This window comes from Paenibacillus xylanexedens, assembly GCF_007676705.1.
Taxonomy (GTDB): Bacteria; Bacillota; Bacilli; order Paenibacillales; family Paenibacillaceae; genus Paenibacillus; species Paenibacillus xylanexedens_C.
This window is the reverse complement of record NZ_VEBF01000002.1, coordinates 110,918-128,514: the sequence shown is the minus strand read 5'-3', so window position 1 is coordinate 128,514 and position 17,597 is coordinate 110,918. Positions and strand designations below refer to the sequence as shown.

At 44.9% G+C, this 17,597-nt stretch carries 10 protein-coding genes; 4 read left to right on the top strand and 6 right to left on the bottom strand.

The genetic code is table 11. The annotated features are described in order from the left end of the window. Window positions 1–93: 93 nt before the first annotated feature. Window positions 94–699: a GNAT family N-acetyltransferase gene (locus FS628_RS10480; RefSeq protein ID WP_145321697.1), complete on the top strand. Its 606-nt coding sequence runs from the start codon at window positions 94–96 to the stop codon at window positions 697–699. Between the two features lie 122 nt (window positions 700–821). Here FS628_RS10480 and FS628_RS10475 read toward each other — a convergent pair whose 3' ends face one another. Continuing rightward, entirely contained in the window at window positions 822–1,223 is a 402-nt protein-coding gene (locus tag FS628_RS10475; RefSeq protein WP_145321695.1) for a DUF3888 domain-containing protein, read from the bottom strand. A 1,094-nt stretch (window positions 1,224–2,317) separates the two neighbouring features. Between FS628_RS10475 and FS628_RS10470 the strand changes: the two genes are divergently transcribed. After that, complete coding sequence (locus FS628_RS10470) at window positions 2,318–3,526, top strand: sugar efflux transporter (RefSeq protein ID WP_145321693.1); 1,209 nt, start codon at window positions 2,318–2,320, stop codon at window positions 3,524–3,526. Between the two features lie 156 nt (window positions 3,527–3,682). On the opposite strand, the gene FS628_RS10465 is transcribed toward FS628_RS10470, so the two are convergent. Continuing rightward, window positions 3,683–4,603, bottom strand: a complete 921-nt coding sequence (locus FS628_RS10465) for a ketopantoate reductase family protein (RefSeq protein WP_145321691.1) — start codon at window positions 4,601–4,603, stop codon at window positions 3,683–3,685. 147 nt (window positions 4,604–4,750) lie between these two features. Between FS628_RS10465 and FS628_RS10460 the strand changes: the two genes are divergently transcribed. Next, window positions 4,751–5,302 (top strand): TetR/AcrR family transcriptional regulator, encoded by a 552-nt coding sequence (locus FS628_RS10460; protein ID WP_145321689.1) that lies wholly within the window; start codon window positions 4,751–4,753, stop codon window positions 5,300–5,302. A gap of 255 nt (window positions 5,303–5,557) precedes the next feature. Here FS628_RS10460 and FS628_RS10455 read toward each other — a convergent pair whose 3' ends face one another. The 4 genes from FS628_RS10455 to FS628_RS10440 form a co-directional block, all read right to left on the bottom strand. After that, window positions 5,558–12,874: a DUF5695 domain-containing protein gene (locus FS628_RS10455; protein ID WP_186327787.1), complete on the bottom strand. Its 7,317-nt coding sequence runs from the start codon at window positions 12,872–12,874 to the stop codon at window positions 5,558–5,560. A 318-nt stretch (window positions 12,875–13,192) separates the two neighbouring features. Beyond that, complete coding sequence (locus FS628_RS10450) at window positions 13,193–14,047, bottom strand: carbohydrate ABC transporter permease (protein ID WP_313958581.1); 855 nt, start codon at window positions 14,045–14,047, stop codon at window positions 13,193–13,195. 4 nt (window positions 14,048–14,051) lie between these two features. Continuing rightward, window positions 14,052–14,930 carry a carbohydrate ABC transporter permease gene (locus FS628_RS10445; protein WP_260871082.1) on the bottom strand — a complete coding sequence of 293 codons (879 nt, stop codon included), beginning with the start codon at window positions 14,928–14,930 and terminating at the stop codon, window positions 14,052–14,054. 120 nt (window positions 14,931–15,050) lie between these two features. Further along, on the bottom strand, window positions 15,051–16,361 hold the full coding sequence (locus tag FS628_RS10440; RefSeq protein ID WP_145321685.1) for an ABC transporter substrate-binding protein: 1,311 nt from the start codon (window positions 16,359–16,361) through the stop codon (window positions 15,051–15,053). A 120-nt stretch (window positions 16,362–16,481) separates the two neighbouring features. Between FS628_RS10440 and FS628_RS10435 the strand changes: the two genes are divergently transcribed. Then, on the top strand, window positions 16,482–17,441 hold the full coding sequence (locus FS628_RS10435; protein ID WP_260870998.1) for a helix-turn-helix transcriptional regulator: 960 nt from the start codon (window positions 16,482–16,484) through the stop codon (window positions 17,439–17,441). Window positions 17,442–17,597 lie beyond the last annotated feature (156 nt).

The window sequence follows — 17,597 nt, the reverse complement described above, 5'->3', positions numbered from 1 at the left end:
CGGTTAATGCATTCAACGTCGATACCAATAAATATATACTAATCCCACCACGTTAAGATAATGAATCACAACGGAATCGGAGGTGTAAATGACATGAATCAAAATGTTACTTTAATAGGCAAGACAATAAAACTCTTACCCCTAGAATCTAAACATAAAGAAGATTTACTTGAAACACTGATGAATCCAAACATATGGGAATTTACTTGGAGAAAAAATGCAACATATGATGATATTAAGCATTTAATCGAACAAGCCATACAAAACCAGCTTCATGGCACCCAACTCCCTTTCGTCATCGTCGAACTCATGTCGGAAAAAATTATTGGAACCACAAGAATCGGAGATATTGATATGGTCAATCAAAATGCGGAAATCGGCTGGACATGGCTAACACCAACTTACTGGCGTACAGGTGTAAATACGGAATGTAAGTTTTTACTGTTAAATTATTGCTTCGAACAATTAGCGCTAGTCCGCGTGCAATTTTCCATCAGCGGCTATAACATAAGGTCACAGCGAGCGATAGAACGGATTGGGGCAACTAAAGAAGGCATATTTAGGAAGCATAGGCGGGATACTCAAGGTAGATTTCATGACAATGTTTTTTATAGCATTACAGATAACGACTGGCCTGAGGTAAAAAGCACTCTTGAACATATGATCCATATAAAATACTCTCCAAAAAACACAAGATAGATGTTTGTACAAAAGAAAGTAAAAGAAGCACCCTGATATTTTCCTAGCCAAATGCCATTGGTAAGCTCAATAAAAGCCCATCGTAACAAGGGGCTTTATTGAGCTATAGTTTCTTCATTAGTTCAATGAGATTTAATAATTTCTTGCCAGTTAGGAGGCAAGTCATAATCCCTAATGTGCTTATACTCAAGAACCACTATTGATCCCGAGTTATCTATACTAAACCTCATTGAGTCGAGTCCAACATTCAAATGAGGTCCTACGTACGGGATAGTTTTAACCTGAACATCAATATGTGAAGAATGATATTTAACGTCTACATCAGTTCCATCCAAAAAAGGCGTAAACGTAGGTGATACAGTTAATTTATTTTTGTAGTAGTGGTTAATCTGTTCCTGTATTTTTGGAGCTAACAAAGTAAGTACAAGCCGTTTCAATGGTTCATCATTTGGCTTTGCGCAAATGGGCTGGATTACCATCAAGAAAATGATGACTGTTAGCAATGATCCCATAAATCTTTTCATTTCTGAAACCCTCATCCCCAGATTTTTAAGGGTAGTTTTCACTAAATGAAGATAATTTATTATGCTAACATGCCCGTTAGTTTAATGAATTGAAGGGCAAGATGACGATTAGTTATGTGTCTAACCGGAAATAGGAACATGTTCTTGTCCTCAACAGCTAGTTTCAGTCTGATATTCGCTTTTTTAATACCCATCCAACCATGTTTAACCTCTCTTTGATTCAGTTGTCCATAACAATATGAACATTTTTATGTGTTATGGTACTTAATGAAGTTTTAAGTGCATGTGATCAATGTTTAGATATATATCTAATCGGCAATCGGACTATGTTCTTGTCAATTCCGGCAATCGGTACAAGTTCTTGTCCTTGGCTTGGGACAAGAACTTGTACCGATAAAATAAAAAAGCCGTTAAAATAGCGACTTCAATGGGACCATGTTCTTGTCCCTCGACACTTGTACCTATTGCCGTTTACGTTGCCTTTTCCTTCTCATTTTACCCTGTTTAAACACAAAAAAACCGGCAATCTTTTCAGAGATTTGGGCAATTGCATTTGTAACTCAACATCTATTTGTTTTGAAACCTCAACTTTTTTATCATGGGCATCCTTCCTTTGGTGCTCATCTCATCTTTTTAAATCTATCGCCTGTCTTTAATTGCGTTAACTTTAACGTTCATCCCCTATCTTGTAAAGGGATTTTTGGTGGCTTCAAGCATAGTTTACAGCAGAATGAGGCCTTGGATCATGTTCAACATGTACTGTCTTAAAAATGACTATGTATTTCCTTAAAAACAACCTGTTGATAGTGAAAAGGGAATCTCATTTTTCCGGGAAACTGCCTTTACTTTACTGTACACTCACACGAGTCTATAGTAGGTTTAGGCAAGCATTTGACACGAATGTTATATTGTTTGTGTTGTCATTTAGTACATAATAAAGATGTACGATTGATTCTATCCAGCCATGAATATGAGCGTTTAAGCTTCCCAAAGTGAATGTAAAGAATTTACCAGTAAAATACAATTAGACGAGTTTAAGCAAGGTCATGTAAGGTGATTACACAACAAAAAATTCTGAGGAGTAATTTCACACTATGATCAATCGATTCATTAGCCTATTTTCCATTCCTTCGTATGCTTTACTCTTTATGTGTATGGCATTACAGGGAATGGGCATTTCGCTCAGTACCCCCTTTTTATCTATTTATTTCACGGAACAGCTTGGAGTATCTATTGGAATGTTTGGTCTTTATCTAGCCGTTACACTAATTGCAGGAATATGGATCAGTACGCTAATCGGGAGACGTTCTGACCTCGGCTTGAATCGGAAAAGCGTTTATCTTTTCTCTACTCTCTCTAATGTCCTGGCCTTTAGTGGATACTTGTTCATTCAAGATTTTCCGATTTTGTTCATTTACATGACTGTGTTTACTGCCCTTGGTGCACCAGGGATGCCCCAGTTGTTCGCTATTTCTAGAGAAGCAGTGATAAAGAGTAATTTTACTGAGCGTGCGTTTGCTAATTCTACCTTGCGTTCTGCTTTCTCTCTCGGCTTTATTACAGGTCCTTTAATCGGCACTTTATTACTCGCTGCTATTGGATTTAAGGGGATTTTTTTGGGTACGATCGGAGCTTTCCTACTCGTTGCTCTGCTTGTTTTCCTGTTTCTCAAATCAAACACAGAAATGAAGAGCAGTAATGCTGAAGCGAATATAAAAAGTTTCCGACTGGCTCAAAACCGAGATATTTTAATTCCTTTTCTAATTCTGGTACTCATGTACACGGCTCATTGGATGAGCAGCATAAACACGGCTCTCTTTATTACAAATAATCTTGGGGGAACGACAAGTCATGTCGGTTTAGTCAGCAGTATATGTGCTGCGCTGGAAATTCCTTTTATGATTGTACTCGGTCTACTTAGTGCAAAGTATAGTAACCGAATCTTGGTGTTTTGCGGGGCTATTTTCGGAGGAGCTTATTATTTCGTTATCCTTATTTCGAACGCGATGTGGCAAATGCTTGCAGCACAAATTTTGCTCGCTGTTTTTGTCGCCGTCATTTCTGCGATTGGAATTAGCTACATTCAGGACCTGCTGCCTAGTATGCCGGGATATGCTTCCACACTCTATTCGAATTCATCCACAATCGGCAGGCTGATTGGTAGTCTTGTTGGTGGTGGAGTAGCCAGCATTGTGGGTTACCGATACTCATTTATCTTCTGCTTTATACTTATCATTGTTGCTGTAATTATGCTTGTGGTAAGTGGACGACAGCCTGTAGATGAACCGCAAATTTCAACTTAACTACGCGATTCAACGGGATAATTTAGATTTTGAGCTTTTCTACGTATGGGGTATGTCATCTTATCACTAAACTAACCTGCACAATAGTTGAACAAAAGCAGCCGATCATTGATTAGCTGCTCTTGTTCGACTTTTGAATTATAATTTCCTGTGAGTTTAGTGAATGATTTCCGGTTTGATATCATTTGGATTTAAAAATTTCATTAAATCGTTACTAAGCAGAACAATCTCATTGTTAGCATTATTCGCATAATCCGGCAACATCATATCCCTAACCATATTCGTTCGTAGCCATGTCATAAAGAAAAGATCCAAAATTAAGTTTGGAAAATTAAGCACCATTTTAAGCATTGGTGGATCAATTAAAACGCCAGCTTTTTGTATTGCCCTCAGATACGCTTTTAAAGTGACTGTTATTTTGCGTGCCGTCCTTCTGGTTCTGGCTGTTTTTTTGTCAATTATCTTATTCTCGGATTGTAAAACGCTCAGCATGGCAATGTCTGATACGGAATGTGTGATTAGATACGACTGCATATCCTTTTTAATAACGTAAGGAAACTTTGCTGTTTTAAATATTTTTGCGAGGTTTTCTATGCGTTCTGTCACTACACCATTAATTTCTCCAAATGCTGTTGCCGCTATAATCTTTGGTAGAAATCGAGCATGCAATACTCCATCTTTAATCTGTCCGCCGAAGCCAGGAAAAGCTGGTAAAAGTCTATCCCCCACGATATCCAGCCACGAAGAAAATCCCATTGAATTACTAGTCATCGTAACTACATTTTTGCTTTGATTATCTTTTAGCGCTAACAATGCTGATTCGGACCGATCATAACGAACGGTAACGAAAATGAAATCGTATATATCATCATTTTCGAGCGTATCGATGACATTCACTTGTATCGATCTAACTGTACCTTTTCCCTCATATCGCAGGCCATTTTCTCTTAATGATTTATATTTATTAGAACGTGCAAACAGGGTAACGTCAAAACCTGCTTCAATAAGCTTAATTGCGTACATGCTCCCGATGACACCTGCACCAAAAATTAGAATTCGATCTTGTTTTGTTGACATTAAAAACACTCCTACTTATTAACATTTCTTTTGATTATCCGACAACATGTTGTATGATGTGATTATAAATTTTCATTATACATTGATCAACCATCAGTTTTTTATGATTTGTCGGATGATATTCTTATTCGCTAGTAGGAGGAAAACATGAAAAAGCAACCCCAAATAACGGAGAAAACAAGACAAACATTTGTTGAAGTTTTTTGTGAGTTATACAGCCAAAAACCAATTGAGAAAATTTCAGTTCAGGAAATTGCGAATAAGTCAGGATATAACCGTAGCACCTTTTATCAATACTTTCCTGACATTTATGAATTGCTAGACTCTGTTGAAAATGAGTTGTTAAATGACATTAAAAAAGAATTGGCGAATAAAGAGCTATCGATGCATACGGTTCAAGATACGCTCTATTGTTTGGACAAAAGAGAACATCTCCTGGTTCTTAATGCCCTTTTGGGTGATTATGGAAGTGCACGTTTTTTAAAACGTCTAAAAAAAGAAATCACTTTGGACCAATTGGAATTTAACGTTCCACAAAACCATGCCTTAACGCCATACTTAATTGAGTTTTACCTGACAACTTCCCTTTCTTTATTTCGTCTTTGGCTCCAGCGTCAAAAGGATTTATCGTCAGAAAAATTTTTCAAGTTAGTGGAGAACCTATATTCAAGAGGGATTACGCCCTATATTAAAGAATGAGTCGGTCATTTTTTAACAATGAAAAGCGCGCATAAGCTTGATTACACAACCCACTCCCTAAAGACTAACCCACTTTTACCTGCCGGTTAGCTTAACGAAACAGATAAACATCAATACTGTGCTCACATTATCCTCAGGTTCACATAGTTAATAACGTTTTTTTAAACATTGGCAAGGCATCATGCTCGAAGCATTCCCTGAAAAAGAAACCGACCTTGTTCCTGCATAAAACAGGATCAAGGTCGGTTTCTTTAATTATAGCTGCAAGAAAATCTTACACAGAACCTGAGCAGCTTCTGCTCTGGTTGTCGTTCCAGCAGGACTCAAGGTGACATTGCTTCGCCCGTTTATGAAACCCATTTTAACCATTGCAGCCATGTCATCAACTGCGTACTTTGCTACATTTGCTGCATCTGTAAATCTCTTGAGATCCTCAGCTGTATGGGTCTGCTCGGTTTTGCCTACTGCCCGTAAAGCCCGCATGGTCAGCACAGCCAAATCTTGTCTAGCAATTTCCGTTTCCGGATAGAAGCTGCCGTTCGTGCCCAGGGCGATCCCGAGTGCTTTGGCGATTCCGATTTCCTCATAATAAAGGTCTGTTCGCTTCATATCACTGAAGGAGGTGTTGAACTCTGCTTTGAGATCCAGTGTCCTTACCAACCAGGCTAGATACTCACCTCTTGTGACCTTTTGGCCAGGACTAAAGCTTGTTGCTGATGTCCCGTCGATGAATCCTTTGGACGCCATTGTTTCAACCGCTGGTGCGTACCACGAATCCTTGATGACATCATTGAAGAACTTCTTTGTATACACAACTGCATATTCACCTGTGTTTGACGCTGGAAAAACCATGGCTTGTAGAGCACTGTCGTATTTGCCATTCAGTAGCTGAACAAATGTACTATTCGCAGCCACGTACGAAACTGTAAGGTATTTGGAATTGGCCAATTCTTCAACATCAGGAGCATAAGGCAGTCTGATTTCAGCCGGTGCATTCAAGGCTACCATTTCTTCTCCATCTAGTTGAACAGCGAATGCAATAACAGGTCTGCTGGCTGTTACGGATTTTACTTCTGAATGTAGCTTTGCCGTATCTAGCCAGCTCAGTGTCAGTTCCACACTTTTGGCACCTGATACATACTTCAGCAAATTAGAAGGTACTGTAACGGTTCCAAATTCCGTATTAATCTCGATCTTGATGTTGGCATGCTCTGCGGTTAGTGCAGCTGCAGGAAGCTCAACCGCATAGGAATTGGCTCCCTCTGCATTCGGAATGTCCATAATGAGTGTTTTAATATTACTGCTATTCGCCTTTACATGCTCCAGAGCCTTATTAAGGTCTTCCTGGCGGATGGGTTCTCCTTTAGCTTTGCCGGTTTTGGTATCCGTCTTTGGTGCCACAATCTTAATCCAATTCCCTTCGACTTTGATGTTTTCAGGAGTCGGTGAAGGTGCGGTGACTGACACAGGTGCATCCGTTGAAGGCGGTGTTTCCGTCGGCTTCGGATTAATGACTGGATTGCTGATAACGACAGTAAGGGATTGGCTCGCATAATGGGTTGCCGTTTCTTTGAATCTCACTTCGTAGATTCCGTTGCCAAGACCTGTAACCTCTGTGCCTGTGATCGCATTCCAGCTGCCAGCGTCCACTCCCAGTTGCCGGTATTCCATTACTGGACTTACACCAGTGATCTTACCATCCTTGGCTCCAGCTGCACTGACATTTACAGCCTTGACCTCTGCACTGGACGGCGGATTTTGCTCCTGCTTGGTTCCGCCAGGCACAACGATCAGGATAGCAGGACTTGGATTGCTCATATCCGTCCCGGCGTACCGGAGCTCGTAGCTGCCGGCTTCGAGGCCTTCAATGCTGGTTCCACTCACCGGCATGTAACCACCTTGATCCACCTTTCGATACTCCATATCGGCTGTCACATTTTCAATTCTGCCGTCATTTCCGCCTGCCGCTGTAGGCGGTGTAATGACGAGTCCTTCCGCTGTTGGTGCCTCTCTGTCTGCCCTGGCTTCATTGCGAATGTCCACGGTTACCGGCGGACTTGCCTTTAGGATGTCTGTGGCTGCATACCGGATCTGATAGCTGCCAGGCTCCAGATCGTTGATACTTGAACCTGTAACAGGCGTGTAGTCCTCTTCGCCAAGCTTCCGGTATTCCATCGTATCATTCAAACCCTCAATTATGCCTTTTATGTTGGTGTCCGAATTGGCGTGTGAGATCCCCCACCCACTTGCATCTGGTGCAGCCTGCTCCTGTGTCTGCCCTTGCGGAATAACGACTTCCTTATCCAGGCTGGCGCTCAGCGAACCGGTCTTCATATACCGGACATAATATTTACCGGCGGTGAGACCTGTGACCTCAATTCCTGCAATTGCTGTATATTCTTCTTCACCTTCCTTCTTATACTCCATTTCTGTTGTCACACCAATCAGTTTGCCGTCATCTCCATGGAGAACGGACGGTGCCACCCCAGCTGGTGTTACTGGAGCCTCGCGATCTTGAGTGGATCCGGTCTGGAGAACTTCCCATTCCCAAAGGCCAACACCGTTATCGCCTGCCTGTGATTGCTTGGTCAGGGTTACTCGCACTGCCTTTACATTCAGCACCGAGTCAAACGTGTACGGATTGGAGGATTCCGCTGGAGTATGTTCAACCACTTTGATTCCCTCCGTAACCGTTCCCGCTGTTACCCATTCATCAGTTGCGCTATCCGCCGGGATGTAGGAATATACAATTTGGGTAGGCGGCTTGATTCCGCCGCCATCTGACCACAACACCAGATTCGAACTCCGGATGGTGGCACCCTGCGGCCATTCATATTGCACCCACTCCTCTGCGCCCTCATGGCCCCAGGTTCCCCAATGCAAAATGTTATTGCCATCTTTCTTTCCGTCGTTTACTGCAGCCAGACTCTCCCAAGGAGAGGTATAGCTGGAAGAAGCATTTGCGAGGAAGGCCATATTGCCGTCTCTCGGACTGAGCAGACGCAAATCCATCAACAGCTTCTCAAGCGCCAGGCTAACTTCTTCGTCTGTGGCATTCATATTCTTGATCACAGCAGATGCATCTGTCTTCGCCGCTTCTATTGGTGCAAGGCCAGGATCTGCAAGGTTCGAAGAATTTAATGTATTTACATAGTTATAGACCTTGATCAGTTCTGACTTATCTACCGCTCCGGTATAGCCGTATATCTTCCATTCCAGAATACCACTGCCATTAACGGAAGGCTTCATGTCCATACGAACACCTGTAATATATGCGGGCTCAAAGGTAGTCGTATTGTATTTATTAAGTTCATTGCCCAATCCCTTTATGTCCCGCGGGGTGTACCATTTCCCATCTTCGCCGCGAAGCATAAGTTGCATATCCTTTGGACGGAAGTTCCCGCCGTTGTCTTGAAATACATATACATCCATGGATGAGGCCAGGAATGGCTGATCCCATTCATACGTCACCCATGCTGGATCTCCTTCTCTACCCCAGTTATGCCATGCACTGTTGGGGGCACCACGGTTCGGCGAGAAATCTGCCGAGCTTTTAGGTTCAATGCCGTTATTCATCGCTTCCGGATATCCGTCGCCACCAGAGAAGCTAGCGGAAGCCTTGGCTGTCAGCGCCGCATTTTGCAGCTCAGTATTCACGACATGTACGGTAGCCCAAACCTCCAAGGCACTGCCATTGACCTTTCCTCTGGCTTCAAATTGGCCTACACTAGCATAGCCGCTTGGATCAATAGCATCCCAAGTGATTTCCTGCTCTAGATACCCTTCCTCTGACAGAATATAGATTTGTCTAGGAAGTTCTGGTTCAATATCCTTCTTGGTGACAACGCTGAGTGCCCGGTAAACGTCAACTGTATCTTCCTTAATCTCTATCGTTATATCCTTGCTGGCCTTCTTGTCTCCGTCTGCCGCACTGAAGGTAAACACGTAGGTGCCTGCCATGCTTACACGCGCATAGGCTGCTGTTTTGTCACCATCCACAAATGAAATGTCCGCTGAACCTTGAGGCTTTTGCTTGACGGTCCAAGTGTACTTCAACTGGGGTTCTTCTGCCTCGCTATGCACAGGGTCAGGAATGGCCTCCCCGGACAATACCACGATACTGTTATTTGCAACATCCTGAACCGCAGTTACGTGGCCAATTGCTGGAGGCTGTTTATCCGGCGGTGAAGCCAGTTCGAAGATTACCTGGCTGGAGCCAGTCAGTTGTCCATCACTTGCGCTAAGCTTAACCGTATATGAGCCTGCTTTGGTACCCGTAGCCTGTGTAATGCTTGCTTTCGGATGAGTAAAGGTTAGCTTGGCACCTTCTGGGGCACTGACCACTTCCCATTGGTAAGACAGAGTTCCTTCCGGCGCGCCATCATCGGTTACAATCCCATTCAGCATAAATGGAATCAACGCCTGTGGATGTTGTGTCGCCAGCTCTACAGTAATTTGCGGAGCTTCATTTTCACCGCCGGCTGACTTTTCAATGATCAATTCAGCACGCTGCACGCTACCCATCTGAAACATGGCAACGCCTTCATTGTTCTGAACATAAAACTGTCCGGCAGCTGCACCATTCAGCTTCATGGTATAGTAGCCATTCTCCATCCCCACTCCATCGAACAAAATCCGTGAAGTATGCTCTTTCCCTGATGGATTCAGGAGCTGGAGAGTAAAACCCTTACCATCTTTTTGAATTTGCGCGCTTTCTACTTTATCGCTTTCCAGCTCCAAATAGATTTTCTCATCGATCAGATTGATCCGTTTGCCGAAACCGTCTTTCGGCGTAATATAGTAGCTATCTCCTTCGTCAGTTACCAGCGCTCCATAACCGAACAGCCCGAATATCGGATCTGTAACAATATCGGAGCTGATGCTGAGAAGGGAACCATAGAGGCCTTCTTCTGATTCGCCCGAAAAATCATTCCAGCCGTTACTCATGACGCGTGAGCCGCCATCGTATACGTCCTTCGTACCTGTGCCTCCTTTATACATCGAATATCTCCAAGAGGTACTGCCAACTGAATTAGCCGAAATCTGTCCCATATTGACGGCATTGAAATTCGAAATCTTAGCGGCATAATTGCGCTGCTGTGCAATTGCCTTCTGCTCCACCGATCTGCCATCATTCTCATACCTTAGCCAGTCATCCATAATGTAACCTGCTAAAGACGCAGTATATTGGAAATTCCACCAGCCTTCACCGCCGCGGAAAACGGGCACGGAATAATGGAACCAGGTAGGCTGAATCCCGCGCATAGCACGTGTTTTCCAATCGGCCATTTCCATACTTTTCTCAGCTGCACCTGTAAGCGCGTCTGCAGGATAGTACGTGCGCAGCGCCTTCGCTGCTGCATAGGCCCCTTCTTCGCCAGTATTATCATATTCAAATTCCGATCCGTAAGGATAAGTGGCTCTGGTCATATTCCGTCCCTTGTCGAGGGCGAACTTCTTCTGCAGATTGGTTGACTCGTTCTGCATTCCCTCTTCCTTCAGTGCTTCAATCATATCCGGGATTTGCTGCTCGCCATAGAATCCGATGGCCCCGGTGGAAACGCGCTTATAGTAGATGTTATAAGCTTTCTCCAGATAAAACTGAGGCGATTCCCGGTACTCGATCAAATTAGGATAAGCCTTCTGAATCCGGTACATGTTGAAAAATCCGGTAGCTTCCATGATTTCGGAGAAGGTACGTGTATAAGGCTTATCTTTGTCGGTATACGCTCCAGAATCTTTCAGCCAGTTCGCAACGATGTAGCTATCCTGAGTATTCTTCATGTATCGTTCCCACATGAAGTCGATCAGGTATGTCTCGATAGAGCGAATTTCATCGGGATTGGGGGCCAGATAGTTCTTCATCGTCATGAAGTTGATGTTGTCATGGCTCCAGTCATCTCCCCAATGGCTTGTGTTGGGATCGATGCCGCTTGAAAGATACCAGTCGAAATAGTTACCGTAAGTCGGACTTTCCGGGTTCTTATCCTGTGTTTGCTGAACCATGAATTCGGAATGGGCATCCGAGATTGCATCCAGCTCGGCTAGAACATTGAATTCAAATTGAGTGAATTTATCCACCCATTCGTTTCCGTCCTTCAGTTTATATTCGATACGTACGCTGTTGTTGCCGACCGAATCAAACTGAAGTGAATAGATATGATGCTGTTCACCATTTACGATCTTGGTCTTCACAAACTCAACCGACTCGTTGTAGCCGGGGCTCCCGTCAGGCAGTCCACGTCCGGTCCGCGAATTGTCAACCATTTCCTTCCTGCTCTTTCCAGGCTTGATATCCGGAATATGCGCTTCGTCAAACGGATCATTCTCTTCCACATTCTGAATATCGATAGACTGTACATCAACGATACTGTCGTCATAGTGCAGGTCTAGCTTTACAGGCATATTGATCGCTGTCTGGAAGCCCGGCACCGCTACGGCATCAATCATGCCTGATTTATATAGGATGGACCGGAGATTGGCTTCACGGTCTTCCATCGAGGTCGAACTGTTATTTGGGCTTTGGGCGCTTTCCTGCGGCGTATTGTCGCCTCCACGGACTGCGGAGAATTTGAACTTATACGTCTTGGACTCATCCGGTCCTAGGACGAGGCTGGAAGCATCAGTAAAGTATCCGCGTCCCGTTTTTTGGATTTCTTTGGAGTGAATATAGAGCACGTTCAGCCCCGGATACCAGCCGCCACTGTCTCCTGTCCAGTTCTTAAAGGTGTCTGCAGCACGTCGCTCTCCTGCTTCATGCATCCAATAATCCACATACTCGATTCGAGCGCCGCTTTCCGGCACCGGAGTGAAGAGCATAAAGTTTCCCTCACCACTGGTGCGGATGGCATAAGAATATCCACTGTCAGCACCTGCGAAATTATGCACCGTCACACGGTCATCATAGGTATCGGATAAGGTCTGGTATTTGTTGTTCCAAGGCATCGGCAAGCCGATATCCCCGAATTCGATATACTGATTGCTCTTGTTCTTCACCGTAATTTCCCAAAGCAGTGAACCGTCATTGGTCTCCATATCAAAAACTGATTTCACATCGAAGCCCTTCATTACCCGCTGGTCTGTAGATCCCAGGTTCTGTCCAATAAAATTGACTTCTACCTTCTTGCCGTCTGCTGATGCTGTCTTGTTAATGTAGGGGTTATCCGGATTAATGGTCGAATATTGTGTAGATCCCCCGGCAGCCAATGTTTTATTGGTATCAACTTCTACAAAGCCGTCCCTGTTGTCAGGGAATTGTCCATTGGCACCCGTACGGTAAGAGAAGATCATTTCCCCCATCCATTGGTGCTGGGTACCATTCTGCGGCGATGTAGTGTTAGGCAGAACGAAATTGATCGGCTCCCCCTGTTTATTGGTAGGATTGTTGTTGATATAGAGTTCCTCAATCTGGCCTAAATCGCCGACTTTGGCCGACAGGCTGGCATTGGAGATACCGGTCTTTACTGTAGCCGCCGCAACCTCAGGCAAAGCACTAACCTGTATCGGCAGACTTGGAATAGCCAGAAGCAGCGCGATCATAAGCGGCTTCCACTTCTTCGAAATCATTGTCATTATAACCTCCTGTATATATGTGATCATATCCATTAAGGGTTTAATTCTCTTAAACCGGTGAGTATAGCTCTTCTACGAAATACCTTTGACGATCAATCGAAAATGACGTTTATGCTTTCGTCTAAAGTAGAATCTCTAAGTTGTTTGTTAAGATAATCGAATCCTATAACCGTTACTCCACATACGTGGAGCTTACATCGATTACATCTCTTCAGATGATGATTGAATGCCCCATCCCATCTCCTAGTTCGAAGCAGAGGCAATAAAAACTTGAATGAAGCTTGGGACATCCATATCGTCAAATGGAGGGAGTTTGATTTAACCTTTCACCCCGCCAACCGTGAGACCTGAGATAAAGTAGCGCTGAAAGAAAAGAAACAGAATCAAGATGGGTACAATGGCAAGCACGGCTCCTGAGATCAGTTCCTCATAATGATTGCCCAATGGGGATACGAAGGAAGCCAGCCCAATCGGTAGGGTAAACTGTTCCGTTGTCCGCAGCACAATGAGTGGCCAAAGAAAGTTATTCCAGCTGTTCATGGCCTGCAAGATGGCAATTGCCCCAAATGCCGGGGCCATCAGCGGCACCATGATGCGGAAGAAGATGCCAAACTCGGTACAGCCGTCAATTCTGCCTGCATCCATAAAATCCTTGGGCAAACCCTGAGCGAATTGTCTGAAGAAGAAGATCGGCAAAGGCGCCACCACAAAAGGCAGAATAACGCCCCATACTGTATTTATCAGCTTCAGTTTAATTGTCAATTCATACAGGGGCAGGATAATAATTTCCATTGGAATCATCATCACAACCAGCACGAGAGTGAAGATTAGGTTCTGTCCTCTGAACCGGTACACGCCCAGTCCGTAACCGACCATGGAGGAAAATAAGAGGCTCAGTACTGTGAACAACGCGGTGATGACCAGACTGTTTTTGTACCACGTGAAGTAGTGGCCTGCCGCTCCTGATCCGGCAAAAATCGTCTTATAATTGTCCAGGCTCATTAATGCCCAATCCCAACGAACGTTGAGGCCGTACCGGAACAATTCGGCAGCTGGCTTCAGTGAGGCAAGTATTAGTGCATACAGCGGAAACAGCATCAAGACAGCCAAAGCCGCAAACAGCACCAGTAACAGCACAGAAGCAGCATTTATTTTATTTTTCCGTGTCCCCAAGGTACTAATCCTCCTTCCTGAACATGCCCAGCACGGTAAGCTGAAGCATGCTGATCAGGAGTGTGATCACCAGCAATGTGATGCCGATGGCTGCACCGAATCCGAGATTAAAATATTGGAATCCCTGCTGATAGATATAACCCACCATTGTCAGTCCGATATTTTGCGGAGAGGGTTTGCCTGCCCAGAGCATGTAGCTCTCCGTGAACATCGCATACCCACCATACAGCGTAATCGTAATCACATAGATGGTAATCGGCTTAAGCATGGGCACCGTAATATTCGTGAATTTCCTCATCACTCCAGCACCATCGATATCTGCGGCCTCATACAGATCCTTGGGAATGCTCTGCAGCGCGGAGAGAAAGTACAGCATGTTAATGCCCATCCAGCGCCAGCCTGCGAGCACGACCAGTGCAACCATGGCCAGTGACGAACTGTATAACCACTGCTGGCTTGGAATACCAAAGACGCTCAAGATGGAGTTCATCAGTGCTCCGTCGAGTTCTCCGAAGATGAGTCGAAATACAACCCCTGCCACAACAACCGAAGTCAGTGCAGGAATAAACAGGGCTGAGCGAAAGAGATTGCGCGCCATCATGCGACTGGAATTAAGCAATACGGCAAGCACCATGGGTACCGGAACCAACAACAGCAACGTCCAGAAGGTGTAACGTGTGCTATTCCACAGTGCAGCCCGAAAGTCGGCGTTCCAGAGTTTGCTGTAATGCTCCAGCCCCACAAACTGAACATCTCCAGGGAGAACCTGCTGAAAGCTCATCATGCCAGCCCGGAACAACGGATAAGCGAAAAAAATGAGAAATGACAAGATAAATGGCAACACAAACCAATACGGAGCCCATGTTCTGGTATTCAATCTGATGCTCCGGCGCCTGTTGGCGTGTACTGAAGCTGTTGTTTCCTTATGAAGCTGCACTGTGGACCAACCCCCCACCTGGAATAAGCCATATCCTCTATATCAAAAACGATCAAACAACACCGTTTACCGAGTCAATTCAGCCTGCACGTCATTCAAAACTTGTTCAGGATCCTTCATATTAATGAAGATTTCTGGCATCGCTTTATTACGCACCGCATCGAATACTTCAGGCGACTTCTCCCGAATGTGGACTGGAGCAATCTCATCCTTCACTTCGAGCAGGGTGTCGAAAATATCATCACCGAAATAATCCGTGTATTTGTTCGACTCCTTCATGGCTGCATCTGTCCATACATCTGTGCGAATCGGGTCAAATCCAAGCTGCTTCCAGATCTGAATGTTACCCTCTTTGGACAATTTGGCATAAGCGAGAAACTGCTTGGCGAGTTCAATCGATGCGGACTGGTTGGTAATGGACGTTGCTGTACCTCCCATGCCTGCGGAACGATTACCACCCTCTTCCCAGGCCGGCATTGGGCGAATGATCATCTTGCCCTTGAGATCCGGGATATGATCGGTGAACCGATTCATGAACCAGAACGGCATAAACACCGCTGCTGCACTCCCCTTATCCATATATCCGAAGTATTCTTCCGTGTCATGCCCTGCACCAGGCGCGACAGCAGCAACCCCTTCTTGGACCATGTTCTGAAAGAACTTCATCGTTTCAATATTGATGGGTGCGTTCACCGTTACATTGCCATCGGCATCCACCTGATCCGACTTCTGCTGGCTAATGGCCGGCCACCAGGACCAGTTCCCGTTACCTTCAAACGTGATCATCGGTTTGCCGGTCTTCTCAAGCACCTGCTTCCCTGCCTGCTCAAAATCGCTCCATGTTTTGATATCCTCTACGTTAACGCCCGCTTGATCCAGAATGTCCCGGTTGTAATACATGACGGTTGCACCGACATGATAATCGATGCCGTAGTATTTGCCTTCCTTGCTGTAAATCTCCACACGAGATTGCACAATGTTGTTCAGTTCGGGCTGAATCATGTCAGTCAGATCCACCAGCTGCGGTACACCTTTCATAAAATTGGGGAATTTGCTCTGCTCGATATCAACCAGATCAGGTGCGCCAACACCGGATTGTAAGGCAAGCAATAGCTTGGTATGCATATCGTCATATGGAATCGTGGTTGCTTCGAGTTCAATCTGTTGATCAGGATGGTCCTGATTCCACTGCTCTGCCATGCTCTCATAAAATTTCTGATGGGCATCCACAAAAGTCCAGAAGACCAGTTTGGTCACTCCTCCGCTTCCTGCCTCTTCAGATGTCCCGCCTGATGCTTCCTTTGTTGTACTGCAACCATTCAGAGCCACCACCATCACAAGAAGACATACCCCTAACCAAACCTGCATTTTCTTCATGTACAATCCCCTTCCCAAGGTTGAATCTGATTCCGTTTAAGGATGGAAAACTGAATTTCGTAAGCGCTTTATTTTATATGTTACTTGCTGTATCATAAAAAATAAATGCTCGATGCCAACATGAATTTTAAATATTTCAACCTGTTCGGAGGTGCCGGATTGGACTCGCCCATCCTTCATTTCATCACCCCGCCCATTCCCTATTTTATTGATTGCGGACGTGCTTATTACGAAGCTGGTGAATATCACATCAACCGCAGAGACATCGGTGTCTTTGACCTGATTGTGGTTACACGCGGTTCACTCGCCATTAGTGAAAACGGGACGGAATGGCTTCTGAAGCAAGGAGAAGCGCTGATCCTTAAGCCGGATGGACACCATTACGGCAGCGCAGCCTGTGAAGCGGAAACGGAAATGATCTGGATTCATTTTCAAACCTATGGCAGCTGGAGAGAGTCTGCGAACATGGACGAATGCCTCCTCAATCAGGCCGAACTAATCGAGACACATAAGGTAAGCGCGTATCTGAACCACTGTGATGTCTGTTCCATCTTCATCCCCAAACATATGCACATTACAACCAAAGACATGGAACTGCTGGAGCATTTCTCTCAGCTCGATCAGGAGCCCCAGTCCATGCGCAACTGGAAACGACAGGCGACCTTCCAGCAATTTATGCAGCATCTGGACCTTGGGCTGTCCTCACTGTCCGACGTTGCCGCCATTCGGATTGCCGAGAAAATTGAACTCTACATCCGCCACAATTACCCTCTACCGATCTCCAATCCATTGCTGCAAAAGGAACTCAACTACCATCCAAACTATCTCGCACGCAGCATGCTGAAAGTGTATGGCATGACACCCATGGAATATCTGCTGCATTACAGAATCGAACAGGCCAAAAAGCTGCTGCTGCAAACAGCCTGGTCCGTTGCTCGTATCGCCGAAGAGATCGGCTTCAATCATGTATCCTACTTCTCTTCCTGTTTCTCCAAAAAAGAGGGCATTTCTCCTTCCAACTTCCGCAGCAAGTTCACCAACACAGAAAATAAACCGACTCATTCAGAACCGATAACTTGAAAATTAAAAAGCGTCCGATCCCCAGAGATCGCGTTATCCTGCAACGCGCATTCTGGGTCTATCGGACGCTTTCCCTTTTTTGTCTATCCTTTATGAAGAAGTACTTTTCAACCTAAGCTTCACCTTGCCCTGCTTCTGGTTCCAGTTTCGCAGGAC